Below are 14,671 nucleotides of genomic sequence, written 5' to 3'. Positions count from 1 at the left end.
TGCCAATCGGCGCGCGTTCCCTCGCCCCCAGGAGGAGACACCCGATGCACACCCCTCACCGCTCCCGGTTCCGGGCGCTGCTGTCCGCGGCCTGTTGTGCCGTCCTCGGCGCCGGGCTGCTGGCCGGCGCGGGCACGGCGTCCGCAGCGGCCCCGTCCGCCCCGTCCGCTCCCCAGGTGAAGGCCGGCTCGAAGGTCGTCGGCTACTTCACGGAATGGGGCACCTACGACCGCAAGTACCTGGTCAAGAACGTCGAGACCTCCGGCTCGGCCGCGAAGCTCACCCACATCAACTACGCCTTCGGCAATGTCACCGGCGGCAAGTGCGCGATGGGCGACTCGTACGCCGCGACCGACCGCGCCTACACCGCCGCCGAGTCGGTGGACGGGGTCGCGGACACCTGGGACCAGCCGCTGCGCGGCAACTTCAACCAGCTGCTGAAACTGAAGAAGAAGCACCCGAACCTCAAGATCCTCTGGTCGTTCGGCGGCTGGACCTGGTCGAGCGGGTTCGGCGAGGCCGCCAAGAACCCGGCCGCCTTCGCCCAGTCCTGCTACGACCTGGTGAAGAACTCCAAGTGGGCCGGTGTCTTCGACGGCATCGACATCGACTGGGAGTACCCGAACGCCTGCGGGAACACCTGTGACACCAGCGGCCGTGACGCGTTCAGGAACGTGATGGCGGCCCTGCGCTCGAAGTTCGGGATCAGTGCGCCGGTCACGGCCGCGATCACCGCCGACGCGAGCAGCGGCGGCAAGATCGACGCGGCCGACTACGCGGGCGCGGCGCAGTACGTCGACTGGTACAACCCGATGACGTACGACTACTTCGGCGCCTGGGACGCGGCAGGACCGACGGCCCCGCACTCGCCGCTGAACTCCTACTCGGGCATCCCGAAGGCGAACTTCCACACATCGGCGACGATCGCCAAGCTGAGGGGCCTCGGCGTCCCGGCGTCCAAGCTGCTGCTCGGCATCGGCTTCTACGGCCGCGGCTGGACCGGGGTGACCCAGGCGGCCCCCGGCGGCACGGCGACCGGCCCGGCTGCGGGGACGTACGAGCAGGGCATCGACGACTACAAGGTGCTCAAGGCCAAGTGCCCGGCGACCGGCACGGTGGGCGGCACGGCGTACGCCAAGTGCGGCAGCGACTGGTGGAGTTACGACACCCCGGCGACCATCGCGACCAAGATGACGTACAAGAACCAGCAGGGCCTGGGCGGCACCTTCTTCTGGGAGCTGAGCGGCGACACCGCCAACGGTGAGCTGATCAGGGCCATCAACTGACCCCGGTCACGGGGGACTTGGGGCGGGGGTTCCACGAGACCTCCGCCCCTTGTACATGTCAGGGGTCCCGGCGGGCCGGGGCCGGGGCGCGGTAGGCCGGGTCCAGTTCCTCAATGGCGCGCATGGTGCCGCCCAGCGTCTTCACCAGCAACTCGCGCATGGTGTCGCGGGAGAGTCCGGGGCGGGCGATCCAGTCCAGGGTGGCGCCCTCCACGCTGCACAGCCAGGCGAGCAGGCCCATCCTGGCGAGCGGGGCGATGTCGCTGCGGCCGTAGGCGCCCTCGGCGATGGTCGCGATGATCGCCGCGCGCACCCCGTCCCGGATGGCGTGCACCTCGGTGTCGAAGCCGACGCCGCCGCTGACGATCGTGCGGTACGCGGCCTGGTGGTGCTCGGCGTAACGCAGATAGCTGTCGATGGTGCGGTGGACGCGGTCCACCTGGGGCAGTTCCAGGCCGCTCGCGGCGTAGGTGACCAGGTCGGCGACGGAGTCCTGGATGATCGCCAGGTAGTAACCGCGCTTGGACTGGAAGTAGTAGTAGATCAGCCCTTTGGCGACATGCGCCTGCTTGGCGATGTCGTCCATGGAGAGCGCGTCGTACGAGGTGTCGGCGAACAACTTCCGCCCGATGGCGATGAGTTCGGCACGACGGGCCACGGAACGCTCGGTGCCGCGCGCCCGGGGACGGGCGGCGGCACGTTGTTCACTGATATTCAATTCAGACCCTGGTCTCAGCGGGCTGTGGGACCTCCGCAGTATGCCAGGCGGGATAGTGGGTCAGGTCACAGCAGCCCGAGTTGGGTCACCAGCATGGCGATGACCACGACAAGGGTCCAGCCCATGATGTGCTCCAGGGCCTTCGGGCCGTCGTCCTTGGGACCGCCGGTACGGGCGCGGGCGGCGGTGGCGGAGTGCGTGGTCATGTAGTCCACCATGCCATCGATTGCGGCTTTTGCGGCCGAGAGCTTGGTCACAGGAAAGCGGCCCCCGGTCCCTACGGGGGCCGCCGTCGTGCCTGGTCAGCGCACGCCCACCGCCGCGAGCGCCGTGAGCTGTCTTGGGGTCGGGCAGGCCGGGAAGTACAGGTAGCAGACGCCTCCGGTGCCGGAGGTGACCTTGCCGGCGGCGTTGTAGCGCTTGGTGCGCAGCCAGATATTTTCGAATTCCCGCCTCAGATAGACCCGTCGGACCGCGTCGTCGCTGGGCGAGGCAGGGTCGTTGGCGATCACGTCGCCGTCCGCGGTGAAGCCGATGACGGTCATCAGGTGACCGGAGGTGCCGTATCCGGCGCCCGTCAGCTCTGACGCGAGGAACGACTGGGACGTTATGGCCGGGATACCGGCCGCGATCAGCGTCTCCAGGTCGGTCAGCGAGCCCAGTCGCGTTATCACGCCCTGGAGATCCTTGTACGTGGCGGCGTACGCGGCGTTGAACGGCCAGTTGCCGCAGCCCGCGTACTGGTAGTCGTAGGTGTGGCGGGCCGCGTGGCAGACCTGGGGGTCGGCGTACGACGGGTCCACCCAGGCCAGTTGCGCGGGGGTGAGCCGGCCGCCCCAGTACTCGACGATCATCTGCGAGGAGGTGGGGCTGCACCAGGCCTCGCCGCCGTTGTCGTACTGGGGGTACTGGCCCTTGTGGATCTCCTGCGAGTAGCGCGGGACCTTCAGCTCCTGGGCCAGCCCCGGGGTGGAAGCCGGGACGGTGAAGCGGTCCGGGATGTCCGAGCCCATGGCGCCGAGCCGCCAGACGGTCGGGGTGAGGTCGGTGCCGGGCTTGCGGTAGAGGGTCAGGCGCAGCTGGTACGACGTGAGACGCAGGCCGGTGGTGGCGTCGTCGATGGCGAAGGTGTCCGTCCAGATGGTGCTCCTGCCGTCCGTCTGGCCGTCCACCGAGGTCCGTTTGATGTCCTGGTCGCCGGCCGCCCAGCGGCCCATCACATACCAGGGGGTCGCGGTGCCGTCGGAGTAGGTGCCGTGCAGTTCGACCTGGATCCAGGTGCCGGCCGGGGTGTCCGCGTTCCAGGAGGCGATGGCCTCGGTGGCGGGCACGGTGAGCCGGTGCACCGGGCCGGTCCAGGAGGCGTACTCCCAGGTGGCGGTGGTGCCGGTGTGAGGGTCGGTGTAGGGGGTGGTGCCGGCGGGGGTGCCGATCACCACGCCGGGGCGGCGCCCGGCGACGGCCCGGGCGCCCTTGGCGGTGCCGGTCCGCCAGTCGCTGTAGGTGGTCCACGAGTGGTGGTCGACCGGACGGGTCTGGGCCCGGCCGGTGTCGTCGGTATCGGTCTCCGGCGCCGCGGCCGCGGGGACGGCGGGGACCACTGCCTGGGCCACGGCGGCTGCCGCGACGGAGGCCGCGGCGGCCAGAACGGTTCTGCGGGACGGCTGTTCGGCTGTGCTCATGGCTGGGAGACCCCCAGGTGTGCGCGACGCTGCTGGTCCGGTGCGAGACTTTGCGCCAACTATGGAGCAGGCGGCATGCCCCTGCCAGCACTTCCGCCCATGCCACGCCCACCAATATTGGTCTCGTCCGCTGAAAGGGCCCCGGCGCCCTCAGGGACTGGCCGGGGCCTCCTTCAGGGGCGTCAGATGAGGTCCATCGCGGCGACCTCGTCGGGGCGGCCGTAGCTGACCGGGCCCTGGAAGCGGCGGCGGGCGGTGGCGAACCACCAGGCCGTGGCCACGAACAGGACGACGGCCAGGGCGATCGGCGCATAGTTGAAGGTGTCGACCGTGATCGGTGAGGCCTGCGGCAGCATGAACAGAACGCTGCTCAGCAGGATCCAGGTCACGGCCAGCCAGCCGACCGGCTTGCTCCAGCGGCCCAGGTTCCATGGCCCCGGCTGGAACGCGTCGCCGAGGCGCAGCCGCAGGAACACCGGCACGGCGTAGGCGAGGAACAACCCGACGACGTTGACGCTGACGATCGCGGTGAACGCCGTGTGCGACCACCAGCCCGGCACGACCAGGGCGAGAGAGCAGGCCACCGCGAGCCATACGGCCTTCACGGGGGTACGGGTGCGGGGCGAGACCGAGTGCCAGAGGCGGGAGCCGGGCATGGCGCCGTCACGGGAGAAGGCGAAGATCTGCCGGGTGTTGCTGGTGAGGTTGGCGAGGCCGCAGAAGAGCATGGAGCCGATGACGACGAGCAGCATCGCCTTGGCCCAGGCCATGCCGAGCCCGTCGATGAGAATCTGCACGGGCGGGGCGGAAGAGCTCGCCACCTTGTCGTAGTCGCCGATGCTGTACACCAGCGCGAGCATCAGGACTAGGCCGGTGATCGCCGAATAGCCGATCGAGCGGATGATCCCCCTGGGGGCGTTCACGGTCGCCCGGACCGTTTCCTCGGACATGTGGAAGCTGCCGTCGAAGCCGGTGAACGTCCAGCTGGTGACCAGCAGGCCGAGCATGCCGCCGTAAAGACCGTTGGTGAAACCGGTGTTGTTCACGAAATGCGTCACGAAGGACGCCGACTGATGATGGTCGGGCATCACGGTCAGTGTGCTCACGATCACCACGAGTCCGATCAGCAGCCACCACACGGAAATCCGGTTCAGCAGGGCGACGAGTTGCACGGTGTAGGTGTTGGCGAGCCCCTGGACCACGATGATCAGGGCCGTGATCAGGACCGTCTGGTGGGCGGTCGGCGTGTACGAGGGCCACTGCAGGGCGACGAAGGCCTGGATGAAGGTCGCGGCCGCGTATCCGGTGGCGGCCGTGCCGCCGATCTGGCCCACGAAGTTCAGCCAGCCCGTGTACCAGGACCAGGCGCCCTTGTGCCGTTTGGCGAGCTTACCGGCGGAGAAATACAGTGCGCCGCTCGTCGGATAGGCGGAGGCGACTTCTGCCATGGCGGCGCCGATGCACAGCACCATCACGCAGACGCCGATCCAGCCGAACACGAGAATGCGGGGGCCACCGGCGTTCATACCGAACCCGAAGGACGAGAAAATACCCGAGACTATGTTGATGATGGTGAAAGAGATCGCGAAATTGTCGAACGCCTGGAATCGGCGGGTGAGTTTCCGCGGATACCCCATCGCGTGCAGGGTCGCGTCATCGTCGAGCGCGCTCGGATCCGCTGTGCCGTGGGCTTTCGCCCGGGGGGTCGAAATCCGTTCCGACATGGAGCTGCCTTTCTCTTCGCAGGAGGAGGAGCAGGGTCAGGCACTTCCCGGCACGGGCAGGCCGCAGGTGCGGCGGGCCCGGGAGAGCTGGTCGGCGGGCTCGCCGAAGACGCTCCAGGGCATCCGCGAGGCGTACCGTCCCATGGCCGTGAAGACCGCCCGGGCCTCGAACGCACGCTGGGCCATGACCAGCGCGTGTGCGAGGTAGGCCAGGTCGAGCACCGGGGTGAAGCGGTATCCGGCCACCGTGGGCAGCCAGTTGTGGTAAATCGACAGCGCGGTGGAGCGCCACTGGGGCTGTTCCCAGACCCGCTCCGCGAGCAGCTGGGTGGGGTTGTGGCTCTCCACCAGCGCGACCAGGGGCAGCAGCCGTACCGCCGAGTCAGCGGGGGCCCGCTGGGCGAGGAAGGCGGCGACGTCCCAGGCGGCGTTGACCGAACCGCCGTAGCGGGTGAAGAAGAAGGACAGGAAGCGGTGGTGGGCCTCGCGGTGCCAGGGGTCGAGTCCGAGGGTGTGCGCGAACAGCCGCCAGGGGCCGGGCGGAGAGGTCAGCAGGCCGCTGGGGGCGGGGTCGTGCGGGCGGTGCAGCCGGGCCATGGCCAGCTTGGCGGCCCAGGGTGTGGGGTCGGCGGGGTCCATGGCGGTGGCCCGTTCGCAGGCGGCGAGGGCGATCCGCTCCAGCGCCTCGGCACGCTCGTCGCGGGCGTCGGCCGCCCGGATCGCCCGCTGCACGGCCACCCGGGCCCACATCAGCGCGGACTCGGGGCTCGGCTCCTCGGCCAGCCAGCGCTCGACCAGATCGGTGCCGGCCGCCTCGGAGGCAAGAACCAGGGAGCGGTGGGCGCGCAGGGCTAAGTCGGCGCGCGTCTCGGCCAGTGCCTCGTGGGTGCTGCGATATCTTCCGGCGCGCACATCCACGCATACGCTCGCGAGCAAGCGGTCATCGGCCGCCGGATGCCATACGTACTGCCCCTCGAATAACTCCGCGGCCATCTTCCCCTGTCCGTCCCCGTTCGATGCTTCGCAGTCGCGCACAAGGCAGCCTACTCAGCGGCGGCCGCACCGGGAACGCTCGATTTCGACATATCGGTCAGCGGGTCGGAAATATTAACGGGGCCGGTGGAGAACGGCTCGAAACTAGTTCAAGCTGCTACTTTTCCAGGGCCGTAAACGCCCGCTATGGGCCGCACTACTAGAATGTTTCCGGAAAACAGACCACACCGCGCCACACCTCAGCACACCTCGGGAATCGTCATTCACCGTCTCGCCTCCGCGCTCCAGGGCCTGCCGCCCTCCTGCGGCCCGGTCCGCCTCGTCGGCGTCGACGGGCACGCCGGCTCCGGAAAGACCACCTTCGCCGGGCAGTTGGCCACCGCGCTGGGCGGGGCGCCGGTGCTCCACCTCGACGACATCGCCAGCCACGAGGAGCTGTTCGCCTGGACCGGCCGGCTGCTGACCGAGGTGATCGAGCCACTCGGCCGCGGCGAGAGCGCGTACTACGCGCCCTACGACTGGCGTGCCCGCACCTTCGGCCCACCCCGCCCGCTGCCGCCGGCCCCCGTGATCCTCGTCGAGGGCGTCGGCGCGGGCCGGCGGGCGCTGCGCCCGTTCCTGGCGCGGCTGCTGTGGATGGAGGTGCCGCGCGAGGAGTCCTGGACCCGGGGCAGACTGCGGGACGGCGGCGAGCAACGGGACTTCTGGGTCGAGTGGGTCAGGGCGGAACGCGCACACTTCAGCGAGGACCTCTCAAGGCCGTACGCAGACCTTCTGGTGACACAGTCACAGAAGGGGTACGAGGTGCTTCCGGGGCCCGCGAAGTCCATTGGACCGGACCAAATGGTCACTCACCGTGATGGGCCGTCGGCAGTGTGCTGAACCCGTGAAGGCCCGCCTGCGAGAAGTTGCCTCAGTACCTCAACTCGGCTTGACCGGTGGGCCGTACAGGACTTACGTTCTCAATGTGCGGCCTTTGGGAGCCGCCCCACAGACGCGAAGCCCCCGGTTGTTCCCCCGTGATCGGGGGCTTCGTTCTGCCCTTTACCCCTTTTGTGTGTGCCGCGTGCACTTCCCCGCTCACCCTCGGTCACCGAGCGGTGTGCGCCCGTTCTGCTCCCACCTCGCCAAACGGCCTGTGCGGCACCCTTCGGGGGCGGTGGAACCGCAGGTACGATGCCCTCGGTGCGACCTTCGAACGGCTGCTTCTCGCACCTGCAACTCCGGTCCGCGGCACAGCGGTTCGGCCAACGGCGGCCATCGGGGGGAGCCCGGGGGCGGAGGGGGTGTCAGGTGGATCAGGCCGGATCAAGGAGCGGGGTCTGGTGCGTGCAGCCGCAAGGCGGAGGAGGGAGTCGACGCGGAGCGTCGGCGACCGACGACATCACCGCAGATACGCGTACCAGGGCCCGCGAGCCCGGCCTGATCCACCTGACATCCCCTGAACCACGGGGGCACGGTTTGTGGGGGACGTGATGGATTTCGGCACGCAGGGCCCCGAGGCCCCGGCCGACCTCGCCTGGCTGCGAGGCGTGGACGCCTGCACGATGGGCGCCTATCCGCAGGCGGAGGAGGAGTTCCGCGCCGCGGTACGGATGGATCCCGGGATGGCCGACGCCTGGCTCGGGCTGCACGCGCTGCGCGTCGACACGACGACCGCGCTGCTCAGGATGTTCCGGCACCGGGACCGCTTCGGCGAACAGCGCGCCCGGCACCGCCGCGCGCTCAACTCCTGGTACTGGCTGGGCTGGTGGGTGCAGCCGGTACTGGAGAACCCGCGCGATCTCCTCCTCGCCCACACCTCGCACTGGCTGGACGGCCGGCACGTCCCGGAACTCGACCGGGCCCTCGCCGGGCTGCCGCCCGTGGACGCCGACCCCCAGGTCCGCTTCCTGCACGCCTGCCGGGCCTACCTGGTCAAGGACTGGGAGCAATTGGTACGGCACACCGACCCGCTCCTCGACGATCCCATGCTCGGCATCGAGGCGGGGCTCTTCGGCGGCATGGCCCGGGTCCGTCTCGAGATGTACGGCCAGGCCGAACCGCTGCTCTCGGCGGCCCTGATGCGCTGCCGCAGCGAGCAGCCGCAGCGCAAGGAACTGCGCTACTGGCTGGCGCGCGCACACGAGGGCACCGGGCGCAGTGCCGCCGCACTCCCGCTGTACCGGGCGGTGCACCGGGTCGACCCCGCGTTCATGGACACCTCGGCACGGCTGGCCGCGATCGCCGAGGGCGACGGCTACGACGACACCGCCGACCTCGCGGCGATCACGCTCACCGGCGCCGGGCAGGACGTCGTGGACGGGCCGGACATGCTCGACCCGCTCTTCGGCACGGAGGGGCGCGATCTGCGGCTCGGGGAGTCGGAGCCGCCGGCCGGGGCGATGCCGTCGGTGGTCGATCCGGCGGCGCGCGAGAAGGTCGTACCGTCGCCTCCGCTGCCGGCCGGGCCGACCGACCCCGCGTTACTCGAGGAGGCGCTCGCCGAACTGGAGCGCATGGTCGGACTGGAGCCCGTGAAGCGGCAGGTCAAGGCGCTGTCCGCACAGTTGAACATGGCCCGGTTGCGGGCCGGGCAGGGTCTGCCGGTGCAGCCGCCGAAACGCCACTTCGTCTTCTCCGGGCCATCGGGCACCGGGAAGACCACGGTCGCCCGGATTCTCGGGCGGGTGTTCTACGCGCTGGGGCTGCTGGGCGGGGACCACCTGGTGGAGGCGCAGCGGGCCGATCTGGTGGGCGAGTACCTCGGCCAGACCGCCGTGAAGGCCAACGAGCTGATCGATTCCGCCATCGGCGGTGTCCTCTTCGTCGACGAGGCCTACTCGCTGTCGAACTCCGGCTACGGCAAGGGGGACGCGTACGGCGACGAGGCGCTGCAGGTGCTGCTGAAGAGGGCCGAGGACAACCGCGACCACCTGGTGGTGATCCTGGCCGGCTACCCGGAGGGCATGGACCGCCTGCTGGCCGCCAACCCCGGGCTCTCCTCCCGTTTCACGACCCGCGTGGACTTTCCCTCCTACCGCCCCCTTGAGCTGACCTCGATCGGCGAGGTGCTGGCCGCGGAGAACGGTGACGCGTGGGACGAGGAGGCACTGGACGAACTGCGGTCGATCGCCGGGCACGTGGTCGATCAGGGGTGGATCGACGAGCTGGGCAACGGGCGGTTCCTGCGGACGCTGTACGAGAAGAGCTGTGCGTACCGGGATCTGCGGTTGTCGGCCTATCCGGGCGTGCTGTCGAGGGACGATCTGGCGACGTTGCGACTGCCGGATCTGATGCAGGCGTACGGGGAGGTCCTGTCGGGGCGGGGGCCGCAGGATCCGGCCGGTATTTAGGCGCGGACGGGTGGAACACGGCTGGGAAGCGCCCCCTCAGGGGCGCGGGGAACTGCGCGACCAGCCGCAGCCGGCCCGCAGTTCCCCGTGGTGCTCAGCCCACCGCCACTTCCTCCGGCTCCCCGCTCACCCGCGGCTCCGGTGTTCTCGGCGCGGCCGGATGATCCCGGTGCGCCGGGTCCGTCACCTCGCCCACCAGCAGTTCCAGCACGTCCTCCAGTGCCGCCAGCCCCAGCACCCTGCCCTTGCCGTCGGCCACCTGCGCGAGGTGCGTCGCCGCTCGGCGCATCACCGTCAGCGCGTCGTCCAGGGGCAGCTCGGCCCGTAGGGTCGTCATCGGGCGCCATATCTGTTGCGGTACCGCCCGGTCCGATTCCTCCAGGTCGAGTACGTCCTTCACATGCACATAGCCCATGAAGGCGCCGGACTCGGCGGCGACCGGGAAACGGGAGTAGCCGGTGCGGGCGGTGAGTTCCACGATCTGGCCCGGGGTGACCGACGGGGGGACCGTGATCAGCGACTCGCGTCGCAGGAGCACGTCCGTCACCGGGCGGGAGCCCAGTTCCAGCGCGTCCTCCAGCCGCTCCTGTTCCTCGGGGTCGAGCAGGCCCGCCTGGCCGGAGTCCTCAAGCAGACGGTTGAGCTGCTCGCTGGTGACGACGGCCTCGACCTCGTCCTTCGGCTCCACGCGGAAGAGCTTGAGGATGCCCTGGGCACAGGCGCCCAGGGCGACCGTGATCGGCCGGCACACGCGGGCGAACGCCACCAGGCCGGGGCTCAGCCACAGCGCCGCCTTCTCGGGCGCCGCCATCGCCAGGTTCTTCGGCACCATCTCGCCGATGACGAGGTGGAAGAAGACGACTCCGGCCAGCGCGATCACATAGCCCAGCGGGTGGACCATGCCCTCCGGCAGACCCACCCCCTCGAACACCGGCTCCAGCAGGTGCGCCACCGTCGGCTCGGCCACCGCGCCCAGCGTCAGCGAGCAGACGGTGATGCCGAACTGGGCCGCGGCCATCATCTGCGGGAGCCGTTCCAGGCCGTAGAGGACCTGGCGGGCCCTGGCCGTGCCCAGCGGTTCGATCTGGCTGCGGCGGACGGACACCAGGGCGAACTCCGCGCCGACGAAGAAGCCGTTGGCGAGCACCAGCAGCGCGGCGAAGACCAGTTGCAGCACGCTCATCGGACGGCCTCCGCGACGGCGGGGGCGGTGCGGACCAGGCGGACCCGCTCGGCGCGGTAGTGGCCGACCCGGCGTACCGACAGCCGCCAGCCGGGCAGCTCGGCACGGTCGCCGGGCGCCGGGATCCGGCCGAGGAGGTCGGCGACCAGGCCGGCGACCGTCTCGTACGGGCCCTCGGGCACATCGAGGCCTATCCGCTGGAGGATGTCGACGCGCACACTGCCGTCGACGTCCCACGCGGGCCTGCCGTCCTGCGGCGGGGCCGCAGCGAGTTCCGGCGCATCCGGGCTGTCGTGCTCGTCGCGGACCTCGCCGACGAGTTCCTCGACGATGTCCTCCAGGGTGACCACGCCGGCCGTACCGCCGTACTCGTCGACGACGACGGCGATGGGCTGCTCGGAGCGGAGCCGGGCGAGGAGGGGCTGGACCGGGAGCGTCTCGGGGACCAGCAGGGCCTTGCGGGCGATGCGGCCGACCGGGGTGCGCAGCCGGTCCTGGACCGAGACCGCCAGGGCGTCCTTGAGGTGGGCCATGCCGACGATCTCGTCGATCTTCTCCCGGTAGACCGGGAAGCGGGACAGGCCGGTGGCACGCGTGAGATTGACCACGTCCTCGGCGGTCGCCGTGTCCTGGAGCGCGCTGACCTTCACTCGGGGGGTCATGACGTGCTGCGCGGTCAGCTCGCCCAGGGACAGGGTGCGCACGAACAGGTCGGCCGTGTCCTGCTCAAGCGCGCCGGCCTGGGCGGAGTGCCGGGCCAGGGAGACGAGCTCGCCCGGGGTGCGGGCGGAGGCCAGTTCCGCGGTGGGTTCGACGCCCAGGGCGCGGACGAGCCGGTTGGCGACCGTGTTCAGCGCGGCGATCACCGGGCGGAACAGGCGCGAGAACCGGGCCTGCGGGCCGGCGACGAAGCGCGCGACCTGGAGCGGCTTGGAGACCGCCCAGTTCTTGGGGACGAGTTCGCCGATCACCATCTGGATCGCCGAGGCGAGCAGCATGCCGACGACGACGGCGATGCCGGAAACAGCGCCGTCGGGGAGGCCGCTCACGGTGAGCGGGCCGCGCAGCAGCTCGGCCAGTGCCGGTTCGGCGAGCATGCCGACGACCAGGGAGGTGATGGTGATGCCGAGCTGGGTGCCGGAGAGCTGGAAGGAGAGTTCCTTCAGCGATTCGACAACCGTACCGGCGCGCTTGTCACCGTCGGCGGCGGCTTTCTCGGCTTCGGGTCGCTCGACGGTCACCAGGCCGAACTCGGCGGCCACGAAGAAACCGTTGGCGAGGATGAGCAGGAACGCGGCTGCCAGGAGCAGCAGGGGGGTGGTCATGATGCCACCGCCTCCGAAGCTTCGCGGACTTCGAAAAGGCGGTCCGCGGTATGTCGGGAGGGGGCGGCGCAGGTACTACAGGACGATCCGTCCATCGCCGGAGAGGGTCACTCCTCGGTTAGCAGGAACCCCTGTGCGCCGGGCGCGCGACAGGGGTGGAGGCGGGACGTGAAAAGCCTCCACCAACAGATTAATCAAGACAGGGGCCACTACGGCAGGGTCGACGACCTGGAGGTGGCCCCGAAGTTGCGTGATTTCAGCCCTGGTGCTGCTCGGGGCCGTGGATCGCGTGGGCCTCGGCGAGGGCCCGCAGGGCCTTGGCGTCGGCGATGGCGCGTTTCTTGGCGATGCCCGGCTGGATGCCGAGCGCGGGCAGGCTGGTGCCGTCGCTGAGGTTCAGGAACACCCACGGGTCACCCGGGCGGAGGTTCACCTGGAGGATCTCCGCCCACTCCAGACGCCGCTTGCCGGCGATGTTGACGACGGTGACCCCGGACTCGTCGGCGACCACCTTCACCCGGGCAAGCTGGGCCAGCACCCAGAAGATCAGCGCGCCGGTGATGACGAAGCTGAGCTTCTCCCCCGGGCCGAGCTGCTCAAGGAGCAGCGCGATCCCGGAGATGGTGACGAAGATGGCGACGCCCGCGGTGAGCAGGATCACGCGAGTGAGGCCCGGCCGGAAGGTGACGGGAAGGGAAGGAAGCTCTGACATCTCTCGCGGCTGTCTCAGAGGCGGCAGGCGTGGATGGCCGTGGTCAGGATCGCGCGGGCGCCGATGTCGTACAGGTCGTCCATGATCCGCTGCGCGTCCTTGGTGGGGACCATGGCGCGGACGGCGACCCAGCCCTCGTTGTGCAGCGGGGAGACAGTCGGGGACTCCAGACCCGGGGTGAGCGCGACGGCCTTCTCCAGCTGCTCGACACGGCAGTCGTAGTCCATCATCACGTACGTCCGCGCGACCAGGACGCCCTGGAGACGGCGCAGGAACTGCTGGACCTTCGACTCAGCGGCCTCGTCGGCGTCGGCGCCGGCCCGGCGGACGACGATCGCCTCGGAGGTCATGATCGGCTCGCCGAAGACCTCCAGGCCCGCGTTGCGCAGCGAGGTGCCGGTCTCGACGACGTCGGCGATGACCTCGGCGACACCCAGTTCGATGGCGGTCTCGACGGCGCCGTCCAGGTGGACGACGGAGGCGTCGACGCCGCTGTCGGCGAGGTGCTTGGCGACGATCCCCTCGTAGGAGGTGGCGACCGTCTTGCCCCTCAGGTCCGCCAGGCTGTCCGCCGCGCCGGGCTTGGAGGCGAAGCGGAAGGTGGAGCGGGCGAAGCCGAGCGGCAGGATCTCCTCGGCGTTGGCGCCGGAGTCGATGAGCAGGTCACGGCCGGTGATGCCGATGTCCAGGCGGCCGGAGGAGACGTAGATCGCGATGTCGCGGGGGCGCAGGTAGAAGAACTCGACGTCGTTGACCGGGTCGACGATCCGCAGTTCCTTGGACTCCCGGCGCTGCCGGTAGCCGGCCTCATGCAGCATGTCCGCCGCAGGGCCTGAGAGGGAACCCTTGTTGGGGACGGCGATGCGCAGCATGAGGTCGGCTTCCTTTGCTTGAAAAAGGGGGTTTGTCTGAAAAAGGTTTACAGGTGGGCGTAGACGTCGTCCAGCGAGATCCCGCGGGCGACCATCATCACCTGGACGTGGTACAGCAGCTGCGAGATCTCCTCGGCGGCCGCCTCTTTGCCCTCGTACTCGGCGGCCATCCAGACCTCGGCGGCCTCTTCGACGACCTTCTTGCCGATGGCATGGACGCCCTTGCCCACCAGCTCTGCGGTGCGGGACGTGGCGGGGTCGCCGTGGGTGGCCTTGTGCTGGAGCTCGGCGAAGAGCTCCTCGAAAGTCTTGTTGGACATGGTGAACGCCAGACTACGCCAAATGCTGCTTCGCTCAGTGCCAGGGTTCGGATACTGAGCGGAGGGTGGCCGCCGTGGCCACCGCCGCCGTCACCGCCTCGTGGCCCTTGTCCTCGGTGGAGCCCGCAAGGCCGGCCCGGTCCAGGGCCTGCTCCTCGTTGTCGCAGGTGAGCAGGCCGAAGCCGACCGGGACACCGGTCTCGACGGAGACCTGGGTGAGGCCCTGGGTGACGCCCTGGCACACGTAGTCGAAATGGGGCGTGCCGCCGCGGATGACGACGCCGAGGGCGACCACCGCGTCGTAGCCGCGGCCGGTGAGGACCTTGGCGGCGACGGGGAGCTCCCAGCTGCCGGGGACCCGCAGCAGGGTGGGCTCGTCGATCCCCAGGTCGCGCAGGGCGCGCAGGGCGCCGTCGACCAGACCGTCCATCACCTTCTCGTGCCACTGGGCCGCGATGACGGCGACCCGCAGGTCGCTGACATTGCGTACGGACAACTCCGGTGCACCCTTGCCGCTCACG

14 protein-coding genes are annotated in these 14,671 nt (G+C 69.9%); 3 read left to right on the top strand and 11 right to left on the bottom strand.

Annotated features, from left to right (window positions below):
- Window positions 1–44 precede the first annotated feature (44 nt).
- Complete coding sequence (locus ABZ396_RS30265) at window positions 45–1,286, top strand: glycoside hydrolase family 18 protein (RefSeq protein WP_358924560.1); 1,242 nt, start codon at window positions 45–47, stop codon at window positions 1,284–1,286.
- Window positions 1,287–1,344: 58 nt separating this feature from the next.
- On the opposite strand, the gene ABZ396_RS30260 is transcribed toward ABZ396_RS30265, so the two are convergent.
- The 5 genes from ABZ396_RS30260 to ABZ396_RS30240 all read right to left on the bottom strand — a co-directional run bounded on the left by ABZ396_RS30260 (window position 1,345) and on the right by ABZ396_RS30240 (window position 6,403).
- Window positions 1,345–2,004 carry a TetR/AcrR family transcriptional regulator gene (locus ABZ396_RS30260; protein WP_358924558.1) on the bottom strand — a complete coding sequence of 220 codons (660 nt, stop codon included), beginning with the start codon at window positions 2,002–2,004 and terminating at the stop codon, window positions 1,345–1,347.
- Window positions 2,005–2,069: 65 nt separating this feature from the next.
- Window positions 2,070–2,210, bottom strand: a complete 141-nt coding sequence (locus ABZ396_RS30255) for an SCO1431 family membrane protein (RefSeq protein ID WP_358924556.1) — start codon at window positions 2,208–2,210, stop codon at window positions 2,070–2,072.
- Window positions 2,211–2,306: 96 nt separating this feature from the next.
- Window positions 2,307–3,686, bottom strand: a complete 1,380-nt coding sequence (locus ABZ396_RS30250) for a peptidase C39 family protein (RefSeq protein ID WP_358924554.1) — start codon at window positions 3,684–3,686, stop codon at window positions 2,307–2,309.
- Between the two features lie 182 nt (window positions 3,687–3,868).
- The gene (locus tag ABZ396_RS30245; RefSeq protein ID WP_358924552.1) at window positions 3,869–5,410 is read right to left on the bottom strand and encodes an amino acid permease; all 1,542 of its coding nucleotides are present in this window, start codon (window positions 5,408–5,410) and stop codon (window positions 3,869–3,871) included.
- A gap of 36 nt (window positions 5,411–5,446) precedes the next feature.
- A complete protein-coding gene (locus ABZ396_RS30240; protein ID WP_358924550.1) occupies window positions 5,447–6,403 on the bottom strand; it encodes a hypothetical protein in 957 nt (318 codons plus the stop codon).
- Window positions 6,404–6,607: 204 nt separating this feature from the next.
- Between ABZ396_RS30240 and ABZ396_RS30235 the strand changes: the two genes are divergently transcribed.
- Both ABZ396_RS30235 and ABZ396_RS30230 read left to right on the top strand, forming a co-directional pair.
- Window positions 6,608–7,285, top strand: a complete 678-nt coding sequence (locus ABZ396_RS30235) for a hypothetical protein (protein WP_358924548.1) — start codon at window positions 6,608–6,610, stop codon at window positions 7,283–7,285.
- A 593-nt stretch (window positions 7,286–7,878) separates the two neighbouring features.
- Window positions 7,879–9,738: an AAA family ATPase gene (locus tag ABZ396_RS30230; RefSeq protein WP_358924546.1), complete on the top strand. Its 1,860-nt coding sequence runs from the start codon at window positions 7,879–7,881 to the stop codon at window positions 9,736–9,738.
- A gap of 94 nt (window positions 9,739–9,832) precedes the next feature.
- On the opposite strand, the gene ABZ396_RS30225 is transcribed toward ABZ396_RS30230, so the two are convergent.
- The 6 genes from ABZ396_RS30225 to ribH form a co-directional block, all read right to left on the bottom strand.
- Entirely contained in the window at window positions 9,833–10,921 is a 1,089-nt protein-coding gene (locus tag ABZ396_RS30225) for a hemolysin family protein (RefSeq protein ID WP_358924545.1), read from the bottom strand.
- A complete protein-coding gene (locus tag ABZ396_RS30220; protein WP_358924543.1) occupies window positions 10,918–12,246 on the bottom strand; it encodes a hemolysin family protein in 1,329 nt (442 codons plus the stop codon). Before ABZ396_RS30220 ends, ABZ396_RS30225 begins: the two co-directional genes overlap by 4 nt.
- A 256-nt stretch (window positions 12,247–12,502) precedes the next feature.
- Window positions 12,503–12,958: a PH domain-containing protein gene (locus tag ABZ396_RS30215; RefSeq protein WP_358924541.1), complete on the bottom strand. Its 456-nt coding sequence runs from the start codon at window positions 12,956–12,958 to the stop codon at window positions 12,503–12,505.
- 14 nt (window positions 12,959–12,972) lie between these two features.
- Entirely contained in the window at window positions 12,973–13,830 is an 858-nt protein-coding gene (gene hisG / locus ABZ396_RS30210) for an ATP phosphoribosyltransferase (protein ID WP_358924539.1), read from the bottom strand.
- Window positions 13,831–13,877: 47 nt separating this feature from the next.
- On the bottom strand, window positions 13,878–14,150 hold the full coding sequence (locus tag ABZ396_RS30205) for a phosphoribosyl-ATP diphosphatase (RefSeq protein ID WP_358924536.1): 273 nt from the start codon (window positions 14,148–14,150) through the stop codon (window positions 13,878–13,880).
- Between the two features lie 34 nt (window positions 14,151–14,184).
- Window positions 14,185–14,670: a 6,7-dimethyl-8-ribityllumazine synthase gene (gene ribH, locus ABZ396_RS30200; RefSeq protein WP_358924533.1), complete on the bottom strand. Its 486-nt coding sequence runs from the start codon at window positions 14,668–14,670 to the stop codon at window positions 14,185–14,187.
- Window position 14,671 lies beyond the last annotated feature (1 nt).

Source organism: Streptomyces sp. NPDC005866 (assembly GCF_040629895.1).
Lineage (GTDB): Bacteria > Actinomycetota > Actinomycetes > Streptomycetales > Streptomycetaceae > Streptomyces.
The sequence above is the reverse complement of the archived record's forward strand: the minus strand, read 5'-3'. Positions and strand labels throughout refer to the sequence as shown.